Below are 20,055 nucleotides of genomic sequence, written 5' to 3'. Positions count from 1 at the left end.
AGTAAAAGTTTAAGATTCCATAACTTTAAAGGTCGTGACTATGATTATGATGATTTAGAAAAGAAATTATTAGGTTGGGGTTAATAGAAACAGATAAAGATAATATTCTTCGTTTAGAGGATTTAAAGACATAAGTATTTAGTATTTTAATATCTTCATAATTTAGGAAGAAGTTAAACTTTATAGCATTTTTTAATGATTCAGTGAAAAATGTTATTAAAAATTCTAAGGTAGATATCTTTGATATAATGAAGATGGTAAGTATAAATCCAGCTAAATATGTAAATATCTTTGAGAAAAAAGGAAGCATAGCAGTTAATAAGGATGCTGATTTATTAGTTATTGATGATGTTTTTAATTTAATTGAGACAATAGTTAGAGGAAGTATATACTAAAATAAGTAAAAATAAAATATATATGTTTTTATATCTTAAAAAATATATATTAATGATTTTATAATAAATGTTTATAAGTAAATAAATGTGGTATATAATATTATTATAATATAAAAATTAAGGGACTTGAATAAAGTGTATAGTAATAGAATAGTAAAGATTAAAATTTTTCCAGATACTTTTAATATACTTGTTTTATTTGATAATGGAGTTACTAAAAAAATTGATTTTAAAAAGAAATTAGATGAAGATTTTTATAGTGATTTAAAAAACAAGCTACTATTTCAACAAGCACAAATAGATGCAGGTGGGTATGGATTGAGTTGGAATGATGATATTGATATTAGTGAATTTGAATTATGGGATATAGGTGAGAATACTGAGGATAAAATTTAAAAGGGCTTAAGGTTGAAAAGAGATAAACATTGTATGATTGTGACTTGAAGCGCATTCGGCGGAGCAGGAATATAATGTTTATCTCTTTTTTTATTTTATAAAAAAAATAAATGGGTTATAATAAATATAGGAATTAATATAAGAATTAGAATGGAATTTAATATAGAATATATAATTAATTTATTAATGAGGTTTAAGGATTAAAATGGAGAAGGGACATTATAATAGATTTTTAAAGATATTAAAAGAAACAAAGGGAATTCACAATTCGTTAAATGAAATTTTAAAATATGATTTTATATATAATTCAAATAAAATAGAAGGAAGTACATTTACAACGGAAGCACTACAACTTTTATTTGAAAAAAATATAGTAATGGGAACTCATACGTTAGATGATGTACAAGAAACTGTCAATTCATTTTATACCTTTGATATGGTATTAGATAAAATAGATGAAAAACTTACTTTAGAAATGATAAAGGAATGGCATGCTAGTTTAATGTATAGAACTAGATTATATGATATGGGGTTAGCTGGAGTGTTTAAAAAGTATCAAAATAGAATACTAGGTGCTAAATTTGATACAGCAAATCCATGGGAAGTAGAAGATAAATTAAATAAAATTATAGAAGATTTTTATAATCTTAATAAAGTTACAATTCATGATATAGCAAAATTTCATTTTGAATTTGAATGCATTCATCCTTTTCAAGATGGAAATGGTAGAATAGGTAGATTTATATACTTAAAGCAGTTACTAGATAATAGATTAGATTTAAAATATATGAATGGTGAATCTGCAGATGAGTATAAAAAAGCTTTAGAAAACTCTTCTTCAGATAATATAAAACCATTAGTTGATTATATAGAAAAACAAAAGAATTTTATTAAAGAAAATGAAAATATGTTTTAGAATAGATAGGTTAATGAGGACTAAGTAATAAAATGGAGTTTAAGAGTGAAAAAGTAAGACGTATATTAAGTATTTATGAAAGACTTAATAAAGGTGAAAGTATTATAAAATCAAAGGAAGCTAGAAGATTTAATGTTGATCCTAAGAGTATTCAAAGGGATATTGATGATTTAAGAAATTACTTTGAAGAATCTGATAATAATGTAATATATGATAGAAAATTAAGGTCTTATAGAATAAGTAAAAAAATAGGTTATAATTTTGCTGATAGAGATATATATGTATTATCTAAAATATTATTAGAGTCAAGAGCTTTCACTAAGATGGAAATGGATAGAATTTTAGAGATATTAAAGGCTTTAAGTGAAGATAAAAATAAGATTGAAAAAATGATTTCAAATGATAGGTTTAATTATACTCCACCTAAACATAATAGGAATATTATCGATTTTATTTGGGATGTTAATTATAGCATAAGAATGCATAGAGAAGTTAAAGTAAAATATAGAAGACAGGATAACAGTGTAAGAGAATATAATATTAGACCTTTAGGACTTGTATTTAATGAATATTATTTTTATGTTATAGGGGAAATAGTAGGTAAGGAAAGTAATCATTCTATTGTCTTTAGAGTAGATAGATTTGAAGAGTATAAAATAACTGAAACTAAGTTTATACCTTATGAGGATAAATTAAAAGAAGGGGAATTTAGTAAGAGAATACAATTTATGTATACTGGAGAATTAATAAGTATTCAGTTTAAATTCTGGGGGGACTCATTAGAAGCAGTATTAGATAGGTTACCTACAGCTAAAGTTATAGAAGAATTTTATGATAATGGAAAAAAGATAGTATTAATAAAAGCAGAAGTATATGGGGAAGGGGTAAAGCGTTGGATACTTTCACAAAAGGAATATTTAGAAGTAGTAAGACCTGAATCTTATAGAAATGATATAAAGGAAACAATAAAGAAGATGTATGAACTGTATAAATAGATTTTACTAAGTTTTTAAGTATTAAACTATTATAGCAAGTTAACTAGAACTTACTATGGTAGTTAATACTTTTTTTATTATTTTTTTATTTACATGTACATTATATGTCCTTATATAAACAGTATTATTAATGTATAAGAGCTAAAGATTTAAAATAGTAAATAATTTTCAATATTTTTAATGATATGGAGGAGTAAAAATGTACTGTAAACAATGTGGAGAATCTTTTAATAATGACAATGCAGCTGTATGTGTTAAGTGTGGCACTAACAAAGGGCAGGGGGATAATTATTGTCATGACTGTGGAGTACAAGTGAAAAATAAATCCGCTGAAATATGTTTAAATTGTGGAGTAAGGTTAAAGGGAGGAATAAATAACTTGGCTAATCAAATAAAAAATGTAAGTAACTCTTCTTCTGGAAATAATAAGATTTTAGCAATTATTTTAGCTTTATTTTTAGGTGGATTAGGGGTTCATAGATTTTATCTAGGATATAAAGAAATAGGGTTTATACAACTTGGAATATTTATTGGGGGATTATTAATATTTACACCTATAGCCTTTGTATCTACTATATGGGCTTTTGTAGATTTAATTCAAATAATTTTAGGAAATTTAAACACTGTAGATGGAAATAAATTGATTTAGTAATATCTTGGATTATTTTTAGTGTGAAATTTAATATAGCAATAAATAAGTTTTAAAATAGAAATAGATAAATTTGTTTTTAGCAAGTTTATCTATTTTTATTACAAGACTTATTTCGACAATAAAAAACATTTGATTTTGTTATAATTATAGTAATAAATATGTTGAAAAAATGTTTAAATTATAAGGAGATAAAAATGGAAGAATTAAAAGCAATATTAGAAAAAAATGATATTAATGAAGCAAGGGCTATATTAAATAATGAAATATTATGGAATACTTCAAATGAAGAAATGTTTTATGAAATGGTTAATATATGTGAAGTTTACAATGTATTTGATGAAAATGATGAAAAAATAGAAGAGAAAGACATAAATGAATACACAGAAAGTGACTTAATAGATTTAAATACTAGTTTAACTTTGAACTTTTCAAAAGAAAGATGCATATTAGCGTATAAAGTTTCTAGGCAGCTGAATGGAAAAAGAGCTGAAAAGAAAGATTTTTTTAAGGATGAGAAAGTGATTTATACAACTAATGAAAGTAATGATTTAAAAAATAAAGATATTATAAAAAAGATTTTAATACTAGGTGGAGTTGTATTAGGAACTGCAATAATATGTAAGATGCCTAAAAGAAAGAAGCAATTAAATAGAGTAAAGAGATAAGAAAGGTAAAATAGAATATGAGAATAAAGTTAAAATGTAATCCATATAAAAGAGAAAATTTAATTAAAATAGAAGGAAAAGTTTATAATGAAAGTAAACTTTTAAAATATAAAGATTTATATGCATATGAATTAAGAGAAGAGTTTTTAACTGATTTAATAGATGAATTGAACACTAGAGATTTAACAATAGAATTCTATGGAACAAAATATGATTGTGAAGAGATTTGGGAATTGGTTAGTAGATATAATGAAAAACATAATACTGAAATTAAGATTGTAGTAGAGAGAATAGTAGATGTTTTAGATAAGAGGAAGGAAATAGAAGAGTTAGCTTTAGCTATGATAAATTCAAATGTTCCAGAATTGAGAGACGAACAATTAATTGATGGAATTTATAAAGAATTGAATAATCCTGTAAAAGTAGCTGTTATAGCAACTATGAGCTCAGGAAAGTCAACTTTAATAAACTCAATGGTAGCACAAAAAATTATGCCATCCAAAAGTGGGGCATGTACTTCAAAGATAGTAACAATTAATCATAAACCTTTAACTGATTTTAAATTAAAATCAGTAGATGGAATTGAGAAAAATAAAATTATTAATGTTGAAGATATGAAGCTTTTAAATGATAAAGAGGGGATTAAGGAAATAGAAATTGAAGGAAATATAAAAGCTTTAGATAATATAAAAAATCTACAATTAATTGATACACCAGGACCTAATAATTCATTAAATGGAAGTCATAAAAAAACAACTATGGAGTACATAAAGTCAGGTGATAAACCAATAATACTTTTTGTTTTAGATGGATCAAAATTACTTACTGATGATGAAGCTTATTTAATTGAAGTAATTGCTGATGAAACTAAGCGTGATGGAAAAGTAGATGAGGAGAGATTTATTTTTGCTATTAATAAATCTGATGATTTCAAAAAAGATGATAGTATAGTTAAAATAAAAGAAGATGTAAAAAGAAAGTTAAGAGAATATGGAATTAAAAATCCTAATATTCATTTTATTGCAGCTCAAAATGCTTTATTAAGTAGATTAGATGATAATGGTGTTGAGTTATCAGAGGATGAGGAAGATGACCTATATTTAATAACAAGAAAAGCTGCAAGAGGTACATATAATTTTTATTTAGAAAGTGATTTGTCTCCAAAGGTAAGAAGTAAATTAGAGAAAATAGCAGGAGAGGCTAAGGGAAATAAGAAAGTTTTAGTAACATCAGGAATGTTAGGATTAGAATTAACTATAAAAGAGTTAGTTAATAAATATAAGGATATAAGCTTGGTAAGAAATTGTATAGAGAATTGTTCTAAAATTATTAAAGAAAAAAACATTTTAAAAATTGTAAGAAATCAAATGGAAATGAAAAAAGAAGAAATGAAGGAGTTAGAAGCTAATATTATTAAAATCAATAATTTTTTGAATGAAAATGATGTTAGAGAAGAATTTAAAAATGATATTAATAATATAAAATTTCCTGATACTTTTAGGCAGGTAGTAAAAAGGGTGCATACTAATTTTAGTAAATTACAAAAAGATGCAGAAAGTATTAGTACTGAAAGCATAGATGGAGGAGAATATATAAAAAAAACAGAAGCTGAAAGATATATGAAAGAATTTATGAAAAAATATGAGGATATTACTATAGATTTACAAAGTGAATTTGATAGATTTATTAAATATGGTATTTATGAAGTTGGTGAAAAAATAATACAAGAATATAAAAATAAGTTACAGGGCTTTATAAATATATTAAATTGTGAAAGCAATATGTTAAGTGAATATGTTAAGTGTTCAATTCCAGATTATAAGGGGTTTATAAAGGAAAGTGCTATAAATAAAAAGAAGGAGTATATTGAATCTATACCTAATCCTAAGAAACAAGGTTTTTTTGGAAAATTAAAGTTTTGGCAACCTAGTTATATAGATGTAACTAGAACTGTAAATATTAAGGTTATAGATAAAAAAGAAATAGTTAATTTTACTTTCGGTATTTTTAAAGACCTTAATTTGGTTATAAAATCTATGACAGACTCAATTGAAAAGCATAAAGAAAAAGCAAAAGAAACATTAATTTTAAATTTAGATGAATTAAATCATAGTATTGAAAATAAGCTTAATAATTTAAAAGAAATTATTAATAATAAAGCTGAGATAGAGGTAGCTATAACAGAAGATAATAATAAGCTTAATACAATAGAAGATATAAATGAAAAATTAGAAAAAATATTATTAATTTAAGAGGGAAAATGATGAAAGTAGAAAGAAATGATATAGATAAATTATTAATATCAAAGGATATTGAGGAAATAAGAGCATTTTTAAATAATTGCTTACTATGGAATGCATCTGATATAGATACAATAAGAAGTTGCGTTAATAAATTTAGTAAAGTTGAAGGTGTTTTTGATAGACATGATAATGAGGAACTAAACAAGAATAAAGAAAGATACACCAGTGAATATTTAATAGACTTAAATACAGAACTTACCTTTAATTTTTCTAAAGAAAGATACTTACATGCTTTAGAGGTTGCTAATTATTTAGAAATGAAAAACTTAAGTAACAAAAGAAATGTACAACCATCTAATAACAATATTGTATATATAAAAGTAGGCGAAAATAAAAAAAAAAAGAACAGTCAGAATCAGATGCAAACAAAAAAAAACAAAAGCAGCTTAGTATTTCAAGTAATAGTAGGAGCTATGATAGTAGCAATAATAATTATTCTAATAATAATATTCAAAAGTCTTTTACTGGAGAACTAAACTTAGAAAATGATATATGTGATTATGTTTTGGAGTTTGATAAAGTTATTTTTAAAGAGAAGAAGGAGGCTAATAAGAAATTTTATAAAAGTAAAAATACGGGTAAATTACAGATAGATATAAGAGATGGTGTGAGTAAAAATGAGTAATGAAGACGTAAGAAGTAAAGATGATTTAATTGAAGCACTAATGCTTAGCGAAAGGTACTTATATAAGAATTATCTTCAGAATGTAAGTAAGTTACCTATAAAGAAAATAGAAGATGAAGATAATAATATATTTAATGGATTAAGAATATTAAAATTAAAGAAATTTGTATATTCAGAAAAAGAAAAGGATGTAGAGAAGTTAACATCAGTATTAACAGCTTTATATAATCTTGGTTGCACATATGGATATATGATTAATAGTGATGGAGAAAATATAGAAATTTATTATATTATAAGAAGTAATAGAGATACAGCATTAGGAAAAGACACATTATTAAATGGATTAAAAGGAAATTTCCCAGGTATTGAAATAGAGAATGTTTTTCAAGATGATATTAAAAATATAATAGATAGTAAAATATTTAATTATAAAGAATTTAATAGTATATCATCTGCTGTTGTAGTTCCAAGAGAAAAAAAAGAAAATCTTGAGATTAATATACAGGGAATAGAAAAATTTATAGATTCAATGTTAGGAGAAAAGTATACTGCTTTATTTATTTCTAAGTTTTTAGATACAGATACAATAAAATCTATTAGAAATAGTTTAGAAGATGTTTATACTTTGTTATCTCCTTTTAAAGAAACTGATTTTTCTTTTAATGAAAATGAAAGTGATTCTTTAAGTAAAAGTTTATCTAAAGGTATTACTGAAAGTGTAACAGATACAGTTACAAAAACTAGTGGAACTAGTGATAGCATAACTAAAACTAACACAGTTGGGGGAAGTGTAAGTGTAGGTGCTAGTACAAGTTTTAAATTAGGGGGATTAAAACTTGGAGTATCAACTAATGTATCAACTAATTATAGTCATTCAGTTTCTAAGGGAAAAACTATAACTGAAAGTACATCAAATTCATTAGGAAAACAAAGAGGAACTAGTGAAAATTCAACTGAAGGTCAAACTAAAACTGTTGGAGAAGGAAGAACATATTCTTTTAAAAGTGAAAATAGAAATATTATGGCTTTATTAGAGAGAGTAGATAATATGTTAAAAAGAATATCTTCTTCAGAGGATATAGGAATGGCTAGGTTTGGAGCATATTTTTTATGTATGTCAGAAGATATTGCATTAAGAGCAGCTTCGACCTATACGGGAATAGTTAAAGGAGAAGCCTCAGGATTAGAAAATAATTTTATTAATATTTGGAATAAAGAAAATGATAATTATATGGAAATATTAAATTACTTAAAAAGAATGGAGCATCCAGTTATTATAGATAATAGTGGAGTTGAAATAACTCCAAGTACTGTAATAAGTTGTAGAGAATTAGCATTTGGTACAGGATTTCCATATAAATCAGTTCCGGGAATACCATCAATGATGTTTACACCATTTGCAAGAAATATTTGTACTTATGAAGAGACTAAAGGTAAAAAAATTAATTTAGGTAATATATTTCACATGGGAGCTCCAGAAAGTAGAAGAGTTGAAATAGATTTAAATGATTTAACTATGCATACTTTTATTACAGGTTCAACAGGATCTGGGAAAACTAATGCAACATGTAAATTAATAAGCGAAGTTATAAACAAAGGCGTTAAAGTATTAATAATTGAACCTGCAAAAGGAGAATATAAGGAGTTTTTTGGAGAAGCAGATTCTTTTAAAGTTTATGGAACTAATCCTCTAATTTCAGAAATTTTAAAGATAAATCCATTTAGTTTTCCGGCTAATATACATGTGCTTGAACATATAGATAGATTAATAGAAATATTTAGTGCTTGTTGGCCATTATATGCTGCAATGCCAGCAATATTAAAGGAAGCAGTAGAAATATCCTATGAAAAAGTAGGATGGAATTTAGAGTATTCGGTTAATCCTAGAAATGAATATCCAACATTTAATACTCTTTTAGAAGTATTACCGGAGTTGATTGCTAAGTCTGCATATTCAGATGAATTAAAAAGTAATTATATAGGTTCTCTTGTGACAAGAGTAAAGAGTTTAACAATAGGGCTTGTAGGAAATATTTTTAAAGGAAATGAACTTGATAGTAGTGAATTATTTAATTCTAATGTTATCTTAGATTTAAGTAGAATAGGATCATTAGAAACTAAATCTCTTATAATGGGAGTTGTATTTTTAAAGCTTTATGAAGAAAGATTAAATAATAGTGATTTTACAAGTGAACTAAAGCATTTAACAGTTATTGAGGAAGCTCATAATCTTTTAAAGAAAGCAACTCAAGGAAGTTCAGAAGGAAGTAATATAGAACAAAAATCTGTAGAAATGATATCAAATGGTATAGCTGAAATGAGAGCTTTTGGAGAAGGATTTGTAATAGTAGATCAAGCTCCTATGAGTTTAGATGAATCTGCAATTAGAAATACAAATACTAAAATTGTATTAAGATTACCAGATGAGAGTGATAGAAGACTTGTTGGTAAATCTGCTCTTATGACAGATGAACAAATATTTGAAGTTTCTAGATTAAGAAAAGGGGTAGGAGTTATTTTCCAAAATAACTGGTTAGAACCTGTCTTATGTAAAATTGATAAATTTGATGGAAAAGTAAACTTTGAACCTAATGTAGATGGATATGAAAATTCAATAAGTAATAAGAAAAAGTTAATAGAATTATTATTAAGTAAAACAAGTGGAGAAAAAAGAACTTTATCTTTAAGAGATGGTGAACAGCTAATATCTTATATAAAAGAAAATATAGCTAAAAAGGATATACAAAAAGAACTAATTGAAACAGTTAATAATGTAGTTCATGGTGAAACACCGGAAGTGTTTAAGGATAATAATGAAATTAAAATATCGGAATTATTATATGAAGTAGTAAATGGAAAATCTTTTGAGAGAGTTATTACATTATCTGAAAGTATTGAGGAGTTAGATAGAGAATTATTTATGCAAATTAATCAAATGTTTAATTTAGAATATCAATATAGTATTGATTTAATAAGACATATTTTGGTTTATAATGCATATGAAGGTGAACTATCAGAAGAATCTATATTAGATGGATGGATGACTATGATGAAGGGGAAGGGAATATTTTAATGGAGTTAAATAATAAGTCTTTTGAAAAAGAAAATTTTAGGAATATTGAAAATATAGATAGCAATATTGTAAAACCTATTTTTAAAGAAGATGAAGGTAAGTTAAAAGAATTAAATGATATTTTAAAAACTGAATTTAATCTAGAGAAAATTAAGACTTATATAGAAAGTTTTAATTTAATAGAAAAAAATGATGGAGAAAAATTGAAAGGTTTTGTACAAACCTTAGATTCAGTTGAAGGTAATTTAGAAAATTTAGATAGTGAGAAATTAGATGATCTAAGAGAAAAATATCCTAAATTAGATAATATGCTAAATAGTATTGAAGATAAACTTCAAAATTTAGAAAATGCATCTGAAGAAGATAAGGAAAAATTAAAGAAAGGTTTAGATCAACAAATTAAAAGGTTTAAGGGATATTTAGTTGAAGCTCTTCTTAAAGAATCTTTAGCGGAGAGATTTAAAGAAATAAGTGATGTGGAATTACAAAAGGAAACCTCTGATGGAAAGACTAATATTGATATTACTTGTAGAGATGCAAAAGAAGACTTTACTATAGGAGATACTGAAGTTAAAAAAGGGGAAGACTTGTATATAGAAAGTAAAATAGGAAATAAGGAATATATTGCAAGTCAAATGGAGCATATGAAAAAGCAAATTGAGGGGCATCATAATGCTGGAAGTGAATCTGAAAATGGGTATAAATCTGTAATAGTTGTATCAGCTGACTATAAAGAAATTAGTGAGGAAAAGAGAAATGACTTTGAAAAACATTTAAAGGAAGTAGGAACTGACTTAGTTGTTTTAGATAAGACAGCTGAAAATATAGATTATAAAGTCAAGAGTAGTATATAGGAGAGAATAGTTATGAAAAAGGTATATTTATTAAATCTTAGTGAATTAGAAGAGTTTAATAAAAAAATAAAACTATACAATAAATTGCTTGCAAAAAAACATTTGTTAAATCAAGAAAATAATAAGGAATTATTGGAAAGTATTAATGTATGTAAATCCTATATTAAAGAACTTTTAAGTAATGATAGCTTTGATTATTTAGAGGATATTGATATTTCAATAGTTAAAGACAAATTTAATGAAGAGAATACTATAAGAGATTTACTAAATAAAAATTATTTAAATAGTAATGAAGTACAGTTATTAATAGATAAATTAGAAGAAGAAAAAGAAGATTATTCAGAGTTAATTAGGTTTTTAAGAATTTCAATCAAAAAGAACTTAGCTTTAGTAATGTTTTATGAATAGAATTGTATGATTAAAACAGGTGAAAAGAAATCACCTGTTTTTTGCTATATTTAAATAAGTAGAGTAAAAATATAACTTAAAAATTATTTTAAAAGTTTTTTTGTAAATTTTTAAAAATCTTTATTACCTGCGTATATATGATATGAGGAGGTGATAAAGATGGCAGCAAGTTCAATATTAGTTAATAATGCTTTAGGTGTAAGCTACCAAATAGGGGTTGATTCCAAGGGAAATGATATTTTTAAAGGACAAAGCTTTAAAAACATATCTACTACTGCAACAGATGAGGATTTAGTAGTTTTATGTGATGCTGTAGATGAAGTTATAGCATATAACATTTCTACTATTAAAAAAGTTCAAACTTATGTAGTAACTAGAGGTTAATAATTTTTAGTTATAGGTAGCTTAAACTGTGTATATTTATTTTAGAAAGGAGGAGAAAATATGATTCAAAGAACAGCAAGTATGAGTTTTAAGGATGCGGGGGGTAAAAAGTTAACTTTATCTATTAAGGATGTAAAAGAAGATGTTGAAGAGTTAAAGGTAGTATCATTAATGGATACTATTATAAATAGAAAGCTTATTAAAACAGAAAACGGTGACTTAGTTGAAAAACAAGCAGCCCAAGTAGTTGTTAAGGATACAACTGAAATAGCACTATAATTTTAAATGATATTGAATTTTAATCCATAATTCAATTTTATATAAGCCCATAGTAAAGATATTAATTTTTACTATGGGCTATTTTATAATTTCCTTCCTTCAGTTTGTAAAGAGATAAACATTGTATGACGGTGACTTGGAGCGAATGCGACGGAACAAGGAATATAATGTTTATCTCTTATTTTATGAAGATAATTTCTCAAAATAATCTTTATCAATAATTTCGTAGACTTTTCCTTTTTTATGTAGCTTATTTTTATTGCAAAATGTGTTTAAAACTCTTAATAAATGCCTATAGCTAGTAGATAAAAGTTCAGCACATTCTGTTAAATTATAATTAAAAATATTATTTTTAGAGTTTTTCAATATAAATGAAGCAAGTCTATTTTCTAAGGATTCAAACATAGTTGTGCAAGTATTACTAGTCATGTAGCTTAATCTTTCACCTAAATTTAAGCAAATATATCTTAAAAACTTAACATCATTTAAAAGAACTTCTCTATACAAATTTAAAGATATAGCAAAACAATAACAAGGTGTAATTGCTTGAACTGAAGCATTTGGATTCTTTCCCCACAAACTACAAGTTTCGCCTAAAACTTCTAATGAGTTAAAGTGTGAAACGAACATTACTTTTCCAGATATAGAATGTGATAAAACTTTAGTTTTTCCATCAACTAAGAAAAATAAAAAGTCCGAACATTCTCCCTCGTTTATGATAATATCATCTTTATCAAAGTAAAAAAGCTGCATTTTATCAGTTATATCTGTAGAAAATATATTTAAAATATTGGATTCATTTACATATCTATTAAAAAGAGAAGTATTTTCTATTTTTTTCATAAATCCTCCGAAGTAGTTCTGTTTAATAAATATTTTATCATAAAGGAAATAAACCTTCAAATACTATAGCTTTTATTACGATAAAAATTAATTACGAACATTAAAGTTAAAAAGATGTTAAATATAAAGTTTTTTTATAAAAATATGACATATGTCATATTTTTTAATTATAATAGTCACTATAATAATTTTGTAAGTTAAATATAGGAGATGAAGTCATGAAAAATTTTATGAGAAAAATTACAATTAGCTTAGTATTACTTATGTCAGCTTTTGTTTTAGCAGGATGTGGATCATCTAATAAAACAGAAGGCAATAATTCTTCTAATGGAGACTATTCAAAATTAAGAGTAGCATTAATATCAGATACAATAGGAACAGAGCAATTTATTCTTCAAGCTTATAATGCAGTAGGAGCAGCAGCTGAGAAGTATGGATTTGAGTGGACATCAATTGAATGTACAGATACAGCAGCATGGGAAGAAAATACAAGAGCTGCATCTAATGAAGGATATGATTTAATTATAGGTATTGGTTGGCAAGCAGCTGATCCATTTAGTGAAGCAGCTGATGAATTTGAAAATACAAAATATGCTGTAATTGATACAACAGCATCTAATGATAAAGTAACAAGCATAGGCTTTAAGGAAGCTGAAGGAAGTTATGTACTTGGAGCTATGATAGCAAAAGCTTTCCCAAATGAAAGTTTATATGGATATATATCTTCATTCCAAACACAAGCTACATATAAATACAGATATGGTTTTGAAGAAGGTGTTAAATCTTTAAATCCAAATGCTAAATTTATGTATAATTTTACAAACTCTTATAGTGATACAAGTTTAGCGTATGAATATGCAGTTCAACAAAAGGCAGCAGGTGCTAACTTTATATTTGGTGGAGTATCAGCAAGTGGTAACTCAGGTATATATCAAGCAGCACTTGAATTAGAAAAGAAGGGTACACCAATATATACAACTGGTTTAAGTATTGACCAAACAACAGAAGATAATAAATATATAATAGGTGGATTAATAAAAGATACAGCAGTATGTGTAAATACAATTATTGATGAATTCTTAAGTGGAGAATTACAAGGTGGAGCACAACTTCTTGGAATTAAAGAAGGAGCTTTTGGAGTAGTTGGTATTACAACAGAAACTATGAACTATAAAAATACTGAAATTTTAACTGATGAAGTTATAGAAGCTGGAAAAGCTGCTGCAGAAGATATTAAATCTGGAAAAGTTACAATAGTAGTTCCAGAAGAATCTAAAAACTAGTCAGTAGATAAGAATGAAAAATGTATAATGTAAAATTGAGGTGGAAAAACTCCTAAGGGAGTTTTTCTTTAATTGTATTTTGGGAAATTAAGAAGGAGAAATTAGGTATGCTTTTAGAAATGAAAAATATCGTTAAAAGATATGGGAATGTTCTAGCTAATAATGGTATAAATATAGAGCTTAATAAGGGTGAGATTTTAGCTATTGTTGGTGAAAATGGAGCTGGAAAATCAACAATAATGAAAATACTTTATGGCCTTGAAAGACCAGATTCAGGTGAAATTTATATAAATGGCAAGAAAATGGACTTTCATAATCCATCTGATGCTATGGCTCAAGGGATTGGAATGGTTCAACAGCACTTTATGCTTTTTGATTCTATGACTATTGCTGAAAATATAGTATATAAAAATGAAATGAGAAAGGGAATTTTCTTTGATTATAAAAAGAATATAGAAGTAGTAGAAGAGCTTTCTAAGAAGTATATGTTAAAGGTTGATCCAAAGGCTATTATAGAGGATTGTCCTGTAGGGCTTCAACAACGTGTAGAAATCTTAAAAATTCTTTATCAAAATGCGGATATTATTATTTTTGATGAGCCTTCAGCAGTTTTAACTCCTATTGAAGTAGATGAGCTTTTAAAAACTATGAAGCAATTAGCGAGTTTAGGTAAAAGTATAATTGTAATAACGCATAAGCTTAATGAAGTTATGGAAGTAGCTGATAGAATAGTTGTAATGAGAACTGGTGAAGTTGTTGCAGAAAAGTTTAAAAGAGATACAAATGTAGAAGAATTATCTTATTTAATGGTAGGAAGACAAATATTAACAAGGGTAATTCCTGAAAAAGAAACTAAGGAAAATGTATTAGAGGTTAAAGCCTTAACTTTAAATGGAGAGCATGAAAAGAAAACTTTAAATAATGTAGATTTACATATAAGAAAAGGCGAAATTGTTGGTATTGCAGGGGTATCTGGAAATGGACAATCTGAACTTATAAGATGTATAACAGGACTTGAACATGTAGATGGTGGAAAGATTCTTCTTAACAATGAAGATATTACAAATAAAAAGGTTATGGAAATTAGAGATGCAGGTATAGCTCATATTCCAGAAGATCGTTATTATTGGGGAAGTGCAAAGGAGGCTACTTTAACAGAAAATGCATTAATGGGCTTTGAAGATCATAAGGATTTCTCTAAAAGAGGAATTTTAGATACTAAGAAGGTTACAAATCATGCAAAGGAATTAATAAAGAAATTCTTAGTTAAAGCAGATTCTCCAAATCAAAAGATTAAAGAATTATCAGGTGGTAATGCACAAAAGCTTATAGTAGCAAGAGAAATGGAAATGCAAACTCCACTACTTATTGCCTGTGAACCTACTAGAGGTATAGATATAGGTGCTATTGAGTTTATTCATGATAAGCTTGTTGAAAAAAGAAATAATGGAGATAGTGTTCTTTTAGTTTCTTCTGAATTAAGTGAAATAATGAGTTTAAGTGATAGAATTTATGTTATTTATGAAGGTGAAATTGTAGGAGAATTTAAAAGAGGAAGTATTGATGAAAAGAGATTAGGTCTTTTAATGGTAGGAGGTAAGGAAAATGAAAAGTAAAATTAATAAATTTGCTAGATTTTTTGAACCTTTAAAACATCCTATACAAGCTATAGTTGTTGGATTAATTTTAGGGGGAGTAATTATTGGACTTTCTGGATTTAATCCTATAGAAGCTATGCTTGGAATGTTTAAAGGTGGCTTTGGATCAGCTTATTATTTAACAACTACATTAACACGTTCAGTTCCAATTATTTTTGCAGGTCTTGCAGGTGCACTAGCATGGGGATCTGGTTATTCAAGTCTTGGAGCAGCTGGACAAATGGTTTTAGGAGCTTTTACTTCAGCAGTTATTGCAGCTAATTGTCCTGGACCAGCAGTTTTTGTAGTAATTGTTTCATTACTTACAGGTATGGTAGTTGGTATATTATATTCTATTCTTTCTGCATATTTAAGCGAAAGATTTAAATTAGATTTACTTATAATAACTCTTATGCTTAACTATGTTGCTGATTATATAGCTTCATATTTTACAACTTATGTAGTAAAGGACCCGTTAGCAGTTGATTCATCAGCTATACAAACACAAAAATTAACAGATGCAATACTTCCTAAGATTTTTAAGGGATATTCATTACACTGGGGATTTGTAATTGCCTTAATAGCTGTATTATTAATTTTATTTATTATGAAGAAGACAAGCTTTGGATATAAGGCTAAAATGGGTGGTTTAAATCCAAACTTTGCAAATTATGGTGGAGTTAATAGTACAAAAATGATGTATTATGTATTAATGTTAAGTGGTGCTATTGCAGGTCTTGGTGGAGCTTGTGAAGTTTTAGGAGCTAGATATAGATATGTTGATGCAATGATAACTTCTCCAGGATATGCATGGACAGGTATTATAGCTTCTTTAATGTCAAGTAATCATCCAGTTGGTATTTTAGTAAGTTCTATTTTCCTAGCTGGACTTACAACAGGGGGAAGTACAATAGAGCGTAGTATGGGAGTTCCATCAGAAGTAACAACTATAATTCAAGGTATTATTACTCTATTAATAACAGCGAGATTTGTTGTTAAGTGGTATAAGAAAAATAAAGAAGCATCAACTAAGGAAGGAGCACAATAAAGATGGAAATAAGTATGGATTATTTAGCTGTAGTAGTTAATTCTACTATTCGTATGATGACACCTATTTTATTAGTAACTCTTGCAGCGGCAATATGTACAAAAGTTAAAATTTTCAATATTGCTATGGAAGGTACAATGTTAACTGGTGCATTCTTTAGTATTGTTGCTAATTATTATACTCATAGTGTATTTTGGTCAGTAATTGCAGGGGCTGTAAGTGGTATGATAGTATCTGCTATAGTTGGTTTTTGTATAATTAAATTAAAGGCTTCTCCAGTAGTTGTTGGTATGGCTACTAATACAATGATGGGTGGAGTAACTACTTATTTGCTTTATGTAATATTTAAAACAAAGGGAGTTTTTACTGATCCAAGCTTAGTAAGTCTTACAAAGATAGATATACCAGTTATAAAGGATATCCCTGTTCTTGGAACAATGCTTTCAGGTTTAACAATAATTGATTATTTAGCTTTTGCAATTGTAATAGGTATGCATATATTCTTATATAAAACAGTTTTAGGGTATAGATTAAGAGCTATTGGAATAAATAAGGAAGCTGCAAGAAGCTTAGGTACTCCAGTTGAAAAGTATCAATTCCTTACAATCAGCTTATCTGGAATATTATGTGGATTAGGTGGAGTTCTTCTTTCTATGGGAACTGTAACTTTATTTATTCAAAATATAACTTCAGGACGTGGATATATTGCTATGGCTGCAAATAACTTAGGTAGATCAAATCCAATTGGAGTATTCTTATCAAGTTTATTCTTTGGATTCTCTCAAGCAGCTGGAAATGTCCTTCAAAATACTTCTTTAAAAACACAAATAACAGCATCTATACCATATGTAGCTACAATAGTTGCTTTAGTTATATTTAGTATAAAAAATAAGAAAAAGAAAGTTAAAAAGGCGTAATAATGATATTTTTACATATATCAGATATACATTTTTTAAGAGAATATAAAAAAGAAGTATCAGGATATAATTCTATTTTTAATAATATGACAAATCCTATTGACCAAATAAAAAAGCTTATGTCTAAAGTTAATAATAAATTAGATTTTATAATTATTACAGGTGATTTAGTAGAGGGCGGAAATAGTGAAGATTATAGGGAGTTAAAAAGGCATTTAGATGAAATATTTAAAGATATTCCTTATATAATAACTCTAGGAAATCATGATAATAAGGCAGAATTTTATAAGGGTTGGTTTAATAAGGATTTAGGAAATAAGCCATATAATGCTACTATGAATATAGGAGATATTAAGGTTATAAGCTTTGATAACTCTGAATATCATAATCCAAATGGAGTTATAGATACAGGTAGATGTAAGTGGTTAAGAGAAGAACTTAAAAAAGATAATGATAAAAACATAATTTTAATGTTACATCATCATTTATTAAAAGAACAATTTAATTTACCACAAGCAAGCTATGATAATGAATTTGAAGAAATTATAAAAAATAGTTCTATAATATCAATTTTTTCAGGACATACTCATCATCCATATAGAGGAGAATTTATGGGTAAACCATACTTCACTTCAGGAAGTCTTTCTTTTGTTGGATATAATGAGGAAGATGGCAGAGTAAGATTTGAAGAAGCTTCAAAATGTAATCTCTGCACATATGAAAATGGAAAAATAGATGTAGAAGTTATAAATGTTACAGATGAAAATAAATTATTAACTTATGTAAGATTTTAAAAAGAAGATAATATATAAAAAATATATTCCCCTTAGTAAAATTAATATTGGTTTTACTAAGGGGAATAATTTTAATTAATTAGCATTTCTGAAATACAAAAAGCAGAGGCTGCTAAAGCACCTGTATAATTAGAATATTTCTTAACTATTAAATCTATATTTTTTTCTATTGCTAATAAGCTAATATTTTGATTTAAATATTCTTTTAATAAATCTGATAGTAAAGGCTCTTTAAACAATTCTCCATTGATAATAATTTTATTTGAGTCAATCATCATAGATAAATTATTTAGAGTTATTGAAAGGTATTTGATTGCAGAATGTAGTATATTTATTACACCAGAATCTCCTAGACTGTATGCTTTTAACACAGTTTCTATTGTTATTTTATTCTTATCTGTAACTAACTCTTTTAAGTAGGTGGTTTCAGAGTTATCAAAAAGTATTTGAGATTTTTTGATAATCCAAGCTTCACTTACATAGGTTTGAAGACAACCTCTTTTCCCACACTCACATAATTGTCCTTCTGGATGAATAACAATATGCCCTATTTCTCCAACTAGGAAGTTATTTTTAGCATATAGCTCACCATTATACATGTATGAAGAAAACATTCCCCTACCTATATGGAAGAAGATAAAATTACTGTCATTACCATTAAAGTTAAATAGTCTTTCTGATAATGTCATACACTTAACATTATTCTCAAAATAAATAGGTAAATCAATTTTCTCTAATAAAGTTTTAATTTTGAAATTTTTCCAAAATGGATTATTAGTAATAATTGATTTGGTTTTTGTATCAAAATGTCCAGGAAGTGCAACTCCAATTCCTTTTGGATGATATTCTGAACAAGATTTTATAAAATTATTCAGTTCGTTTATATAAAATTCTTCTGTTAAATCATCATTTAAATCAGAAGTGTCAAATTGAGTAATTTTTTCTTTGAAAATGGTTCCTAGGTTATCAGTCAAACAAAATGATATATATTTTGGTGATAATTCAGTACCTATATAAAAGCTATGGTTAGGAGATATACCTAATAATATTTTTTTTCTTCCTGATTTAGTTTCTTCAGGGATAGCCTCTCCAATTTCATGAATAAGATTTTCTTGTATCATATTACCAGTAATTTCACTAACTGTTGCAGGTGTAATTCCAGTTTCTTTTGAAATATCAATTCTAGATATAGGACCTTTAGAATAGATTTTATCCAAAATTTTAAATCTTAGCTTTTGTTGGTTTTTCGTAAGTTTCATATTAGCCTCCTGTTACTATTTAGGAATTATAATAATATTATATAACATTAATTATAATTTATAAACAATTAAAATTTGTTTTATTATAAATTATTATTCATATGATATACTTTATAAATATATATAAATAGTTTTAAATAATGTAATAAGCAAATAAAGATGTAATTGTATATGATAAATTATAGATTTAGTTATATATAAATAAAAAGTTATTGATTATGAATCATATTTAAAAGTAGGGAAAATAGTAAATATTTGTATTGACAAATCATTTTTAGTAATTTATACTTTAAATACAATAAATAATAAATTATTATCAATTCTAAGGC

At 26.3% G+C, this 20,055-nt stretch carries 20 protein-coding genes; 18 read left to right on the top strand and 2 right to left on the bottom strand.

All coding sequences use genetic code 11. From position 1 onward, the window contains the following. The first annotated feature begins 203 nt into the window (after window positions 1-203). The 13 genes from H9660_RS13090 (at window position 204) to H9660_RS13030 (ending at window position 11,945) form a co-directional block, all read left to right on the top strand. Complete coding sequence (locus H9660_RS13090; protein ID WP_191750831.1) at window positions 204-395, top strand: amidohydrolase family protein; 192 nt, start codon at window positions 204-206, stop codon at window positions 393-395. Between the two features lie 135 nt (window positions 396-530). Further along, window positions 531-791, top strand: coding sequence for a DUF2442 domain-containing protein (locus tag H9660_RS13085; protein ID WP_191750830.1), 261 nt, complete (start codon window positions 531-533; stop codon window positions 789-791). Between the two features lie 205 nt (window positions 792-996). Beyond that, complete coding sequence (locus tag H9660_RS13080) at window positions 997-1,707, top strand: Fic family protein (protein ID WP_191750829.1); 711 nt, start codon at window positions 997-999, stop codon at window positions 1,705-1,707. Window positions 1,708-1,739: 32 nt separating this feature from the next. Beyond that, window positions 1,740-2,702, top strand: a complete 963-nt coding sequence (locus tag H9660_RS13075; protein WP_191750828.1) for a helix-turn-helix transcriptional regulator — start codon at window positions 1,740-1,742, stop codon at window positions 2,700-2,702. Between the two features lie 199 nt (window positions 2,703-2,901). Continuing rightward, on the top strand, window positions 2,902-3,351 hold the full coding sequence (locus H9660_RS13070) for a TM2 domain-containing protein (RefSeq protein ID WP_191750827.1): 450 nt from the start codon (window positions 2,902-2,904) through the stop codon (window positions 3,349-3,351). A 197-nt stretch (window positions 3,352-3,548) separates the two neighbouring features. After that, on the top strand, window positions 3,549-4,019 hold the full coding sequence (locus H9660_RS13065) for a hypothetical protein (protein WP_191750826.1): 471 nt from the start codon (window positions 3,549-3,551) through the stop codon (window positions 4,017-4,019). Window positions 4,020-4,036: 17 nt separating this feature from the next. Then, entirely contained in the window at window positions 4,037-6,271 is a 2,235-nt protein-coding gene (locus H9660_RS13060) for a dynamin family protein (protein WP_191750825.1), read from the top strand. An 8-nt stretch (window positions 6,272-6,279) separates the two neighbouring features. After that, a complete protein-coding gene (locus H9660_RS13055) occupies window positions 6,280-6,798 on the top strand; it encodes a hypothetical protein (protein WP_191750824.1) in 519 nt (172 codons plus the stop codon). A 141-nt stretch (window positions 6,799-6,939) separates the two neighbouring features. Next, complete coding sequence (locus H9660_RS13050) at window positions 6,940-10,020, top strand: helicase HerA domain-containing protein (RefSeq protein ID WP_191750823.1); 3,081 nt, start codon at window positions 6,940-6,942, stop codon at window positions 10,018-10,020. Further along, the gene (locus H9660_RS13045; RefSeq protein ID WP_191750822.1) at window positions 10,020-10,874 is read left to right on the top strand and encodes a hypothetical protein; all 855 of its coding nucleotides are present in this window, start codon (window positions 10,020-10,022) and stop codon (window positions 10,872-10,874) included. The genes H9660_RS13050 and H9660_RS13045 overlap by 1 nt, the downstream gene beginning before the upstream one ends. Window positions 10,875-10,886: 12 nt before the next feature. Continuing rightward, window positions 10,887-11,282 (top strand): hypothetical protein, encoded by a 396-nt coding sequence (locus tag H9660_RS13040; protein ID WP_191750821.1) that lies wholly within the window; start codon window positions 10,887-10,889, stop codon window positions 11,280-11,282. A gap of 159 nt (window positions 11,283-11,441) precedes the next feature. Further along, window positions 11,442-11,666: a DUF1659 domain-containing protein gene (locus H9660_RS13035; RefSeq protein WP_191750820.1), complete on the top strand. Its 225-nt coding sequence runs from the start codon at window positions 11,442-11,444 to the stop codon at window positions 11,664-11,666. Window positions 11,667-11,726: 60 nt separating this feature from the next. Continuing rightward, window positions 11,727-11,945 (top strand): DUF2922 domain-containing protein, encoded by a 219-nt coding sequence (locus H9660_RS13030; RefSeq protein WP_191750819.1) that lies wholly within the window; start codon window positions 11,727-11,729, stop codon window positions 11,943-11,945. 183 nt (window positions 11,946-12,128) lie between these two features. Here the strand turns inward: H9660_RS13030 and yeiL are convergent, their stop codons facing one another. Continuing rightward, the gene (yeiL, locus tag H9660_RS13025; RefSeq protein WP_191750818.1) at window positions 12,129-12,788 is read right to left on the bottom strand and encodes a transcriptional regulator YeiL; all 660 of its coding nucleotides are present in this window, start codon (window positions 12,786-12,788) and stop codon (window positions 12,129-12,131) included. A gap of 218 nt (window positions 12,789-13,006) precedes the next feature. Here yeiL and H9660_RS13020 point away from each other — a divergent pair, with 218 nt between their 5' ends. The 5 genes from H9660_RS13020 to H9660_RS13000 all read left to right on the top strand — a co-directional run bounded on the left by H9660_RS13020 (window position 13,007) and on the right by H9660_RS13000 (window position 18,467). Continuing rightward, complete coding sequence (locus H9660_RS13020; RefSeq protein WP_191750817.1) at window positions 13,007-14,071, top strand: BMP family lipoprotein; 1,065 nt, start codon at window positions 13,007-13,009, stop codon at window positions 14,069-14,071. Window positions 14,072-14,178: 107 nt separating this feature from the next. Then, window positions 14,179-15,687, top strand: coding sequence for an ABC transporter ATP-binding protein (locus tag H9660_RS13015; RefSeq protein ID WP_191750816.1), 1,509 nt, complete (start codon window positions 14,179-14,181; stop codon window positions 15,685-15,687). Next, window positions 15,677-16,756 carry an ABC transporter permease gene (locus H9660_RS13010; RefSeq protein ID WP_191750815.1) on the top strand — a complete coding sequence of 360 codons (1,080 nt, stop codon included), beginning with the start codon at window positions 15,677-15,679 and terminating at the stop codon, window positions 16,754-16,756. Before H9660_RS13015 ends, H9660_RS13010 begins: the two co-directional genes overlap by 11 nt. Window positions 16,757-16,758: 2 nt before the next feature. Beyond that, complete coding sequence (locus H9660_RS13005; RefSeq protein WP_207729478.1) at window positions 16,759-17,673, top strand: ABC transporter permease; 915 nt, start codon at window positions 16,759-16,761, stop codon at window positions 17,671-17,673. A 2-nt stretch (window positions 17,674-17,675) separates the two neighbouring features. Further along, window positions 17,676-18,467, top strand: a complete 792-nt coding sequence (locus tag H9660_RS13000) for a metallophosphoesterase family protein (RefSeq protein ID WP_191750814.1) — start codon at window positions 17,676-17,678, stop codon at window positions 18,465-18,467. 71 nt (window positions 18,468-18,538) lie between these two features. On the opposite strand, the gene H9660_RS12995 is transcribed toward H9660_RS13000, so the two are convergent. Further along, window positions 18,539-19,726: an ROK family transcriptional regulator gene (locus H9660_RS12995; RefSeq protein ID WP_191750813.1), complete on the bottom strand. Its 1,188-nt coding sequence runs from the start codon at window positions 19,724-19,726 to the stop codon at window positions 18,539-18,541. Window positions 19,727-20,055: the final 329 nt, after the last annotated feature.

The sequence above is a fragment of the Clostridium gallinarum genome, from assembly GCF_014836325.1.
In the GTDB taxonomy this organism is placed as follows: domain Bacteria; phylum Bacillota; class Clostridia; order Clostridiales; family Clostridiaceae; genus Clostridium; species Clostridium gallinarum.
Note: the sequence above shows the minus strand (reverse complement) of the source record. Positions and strands in the feature narration are given on the sequence as shown.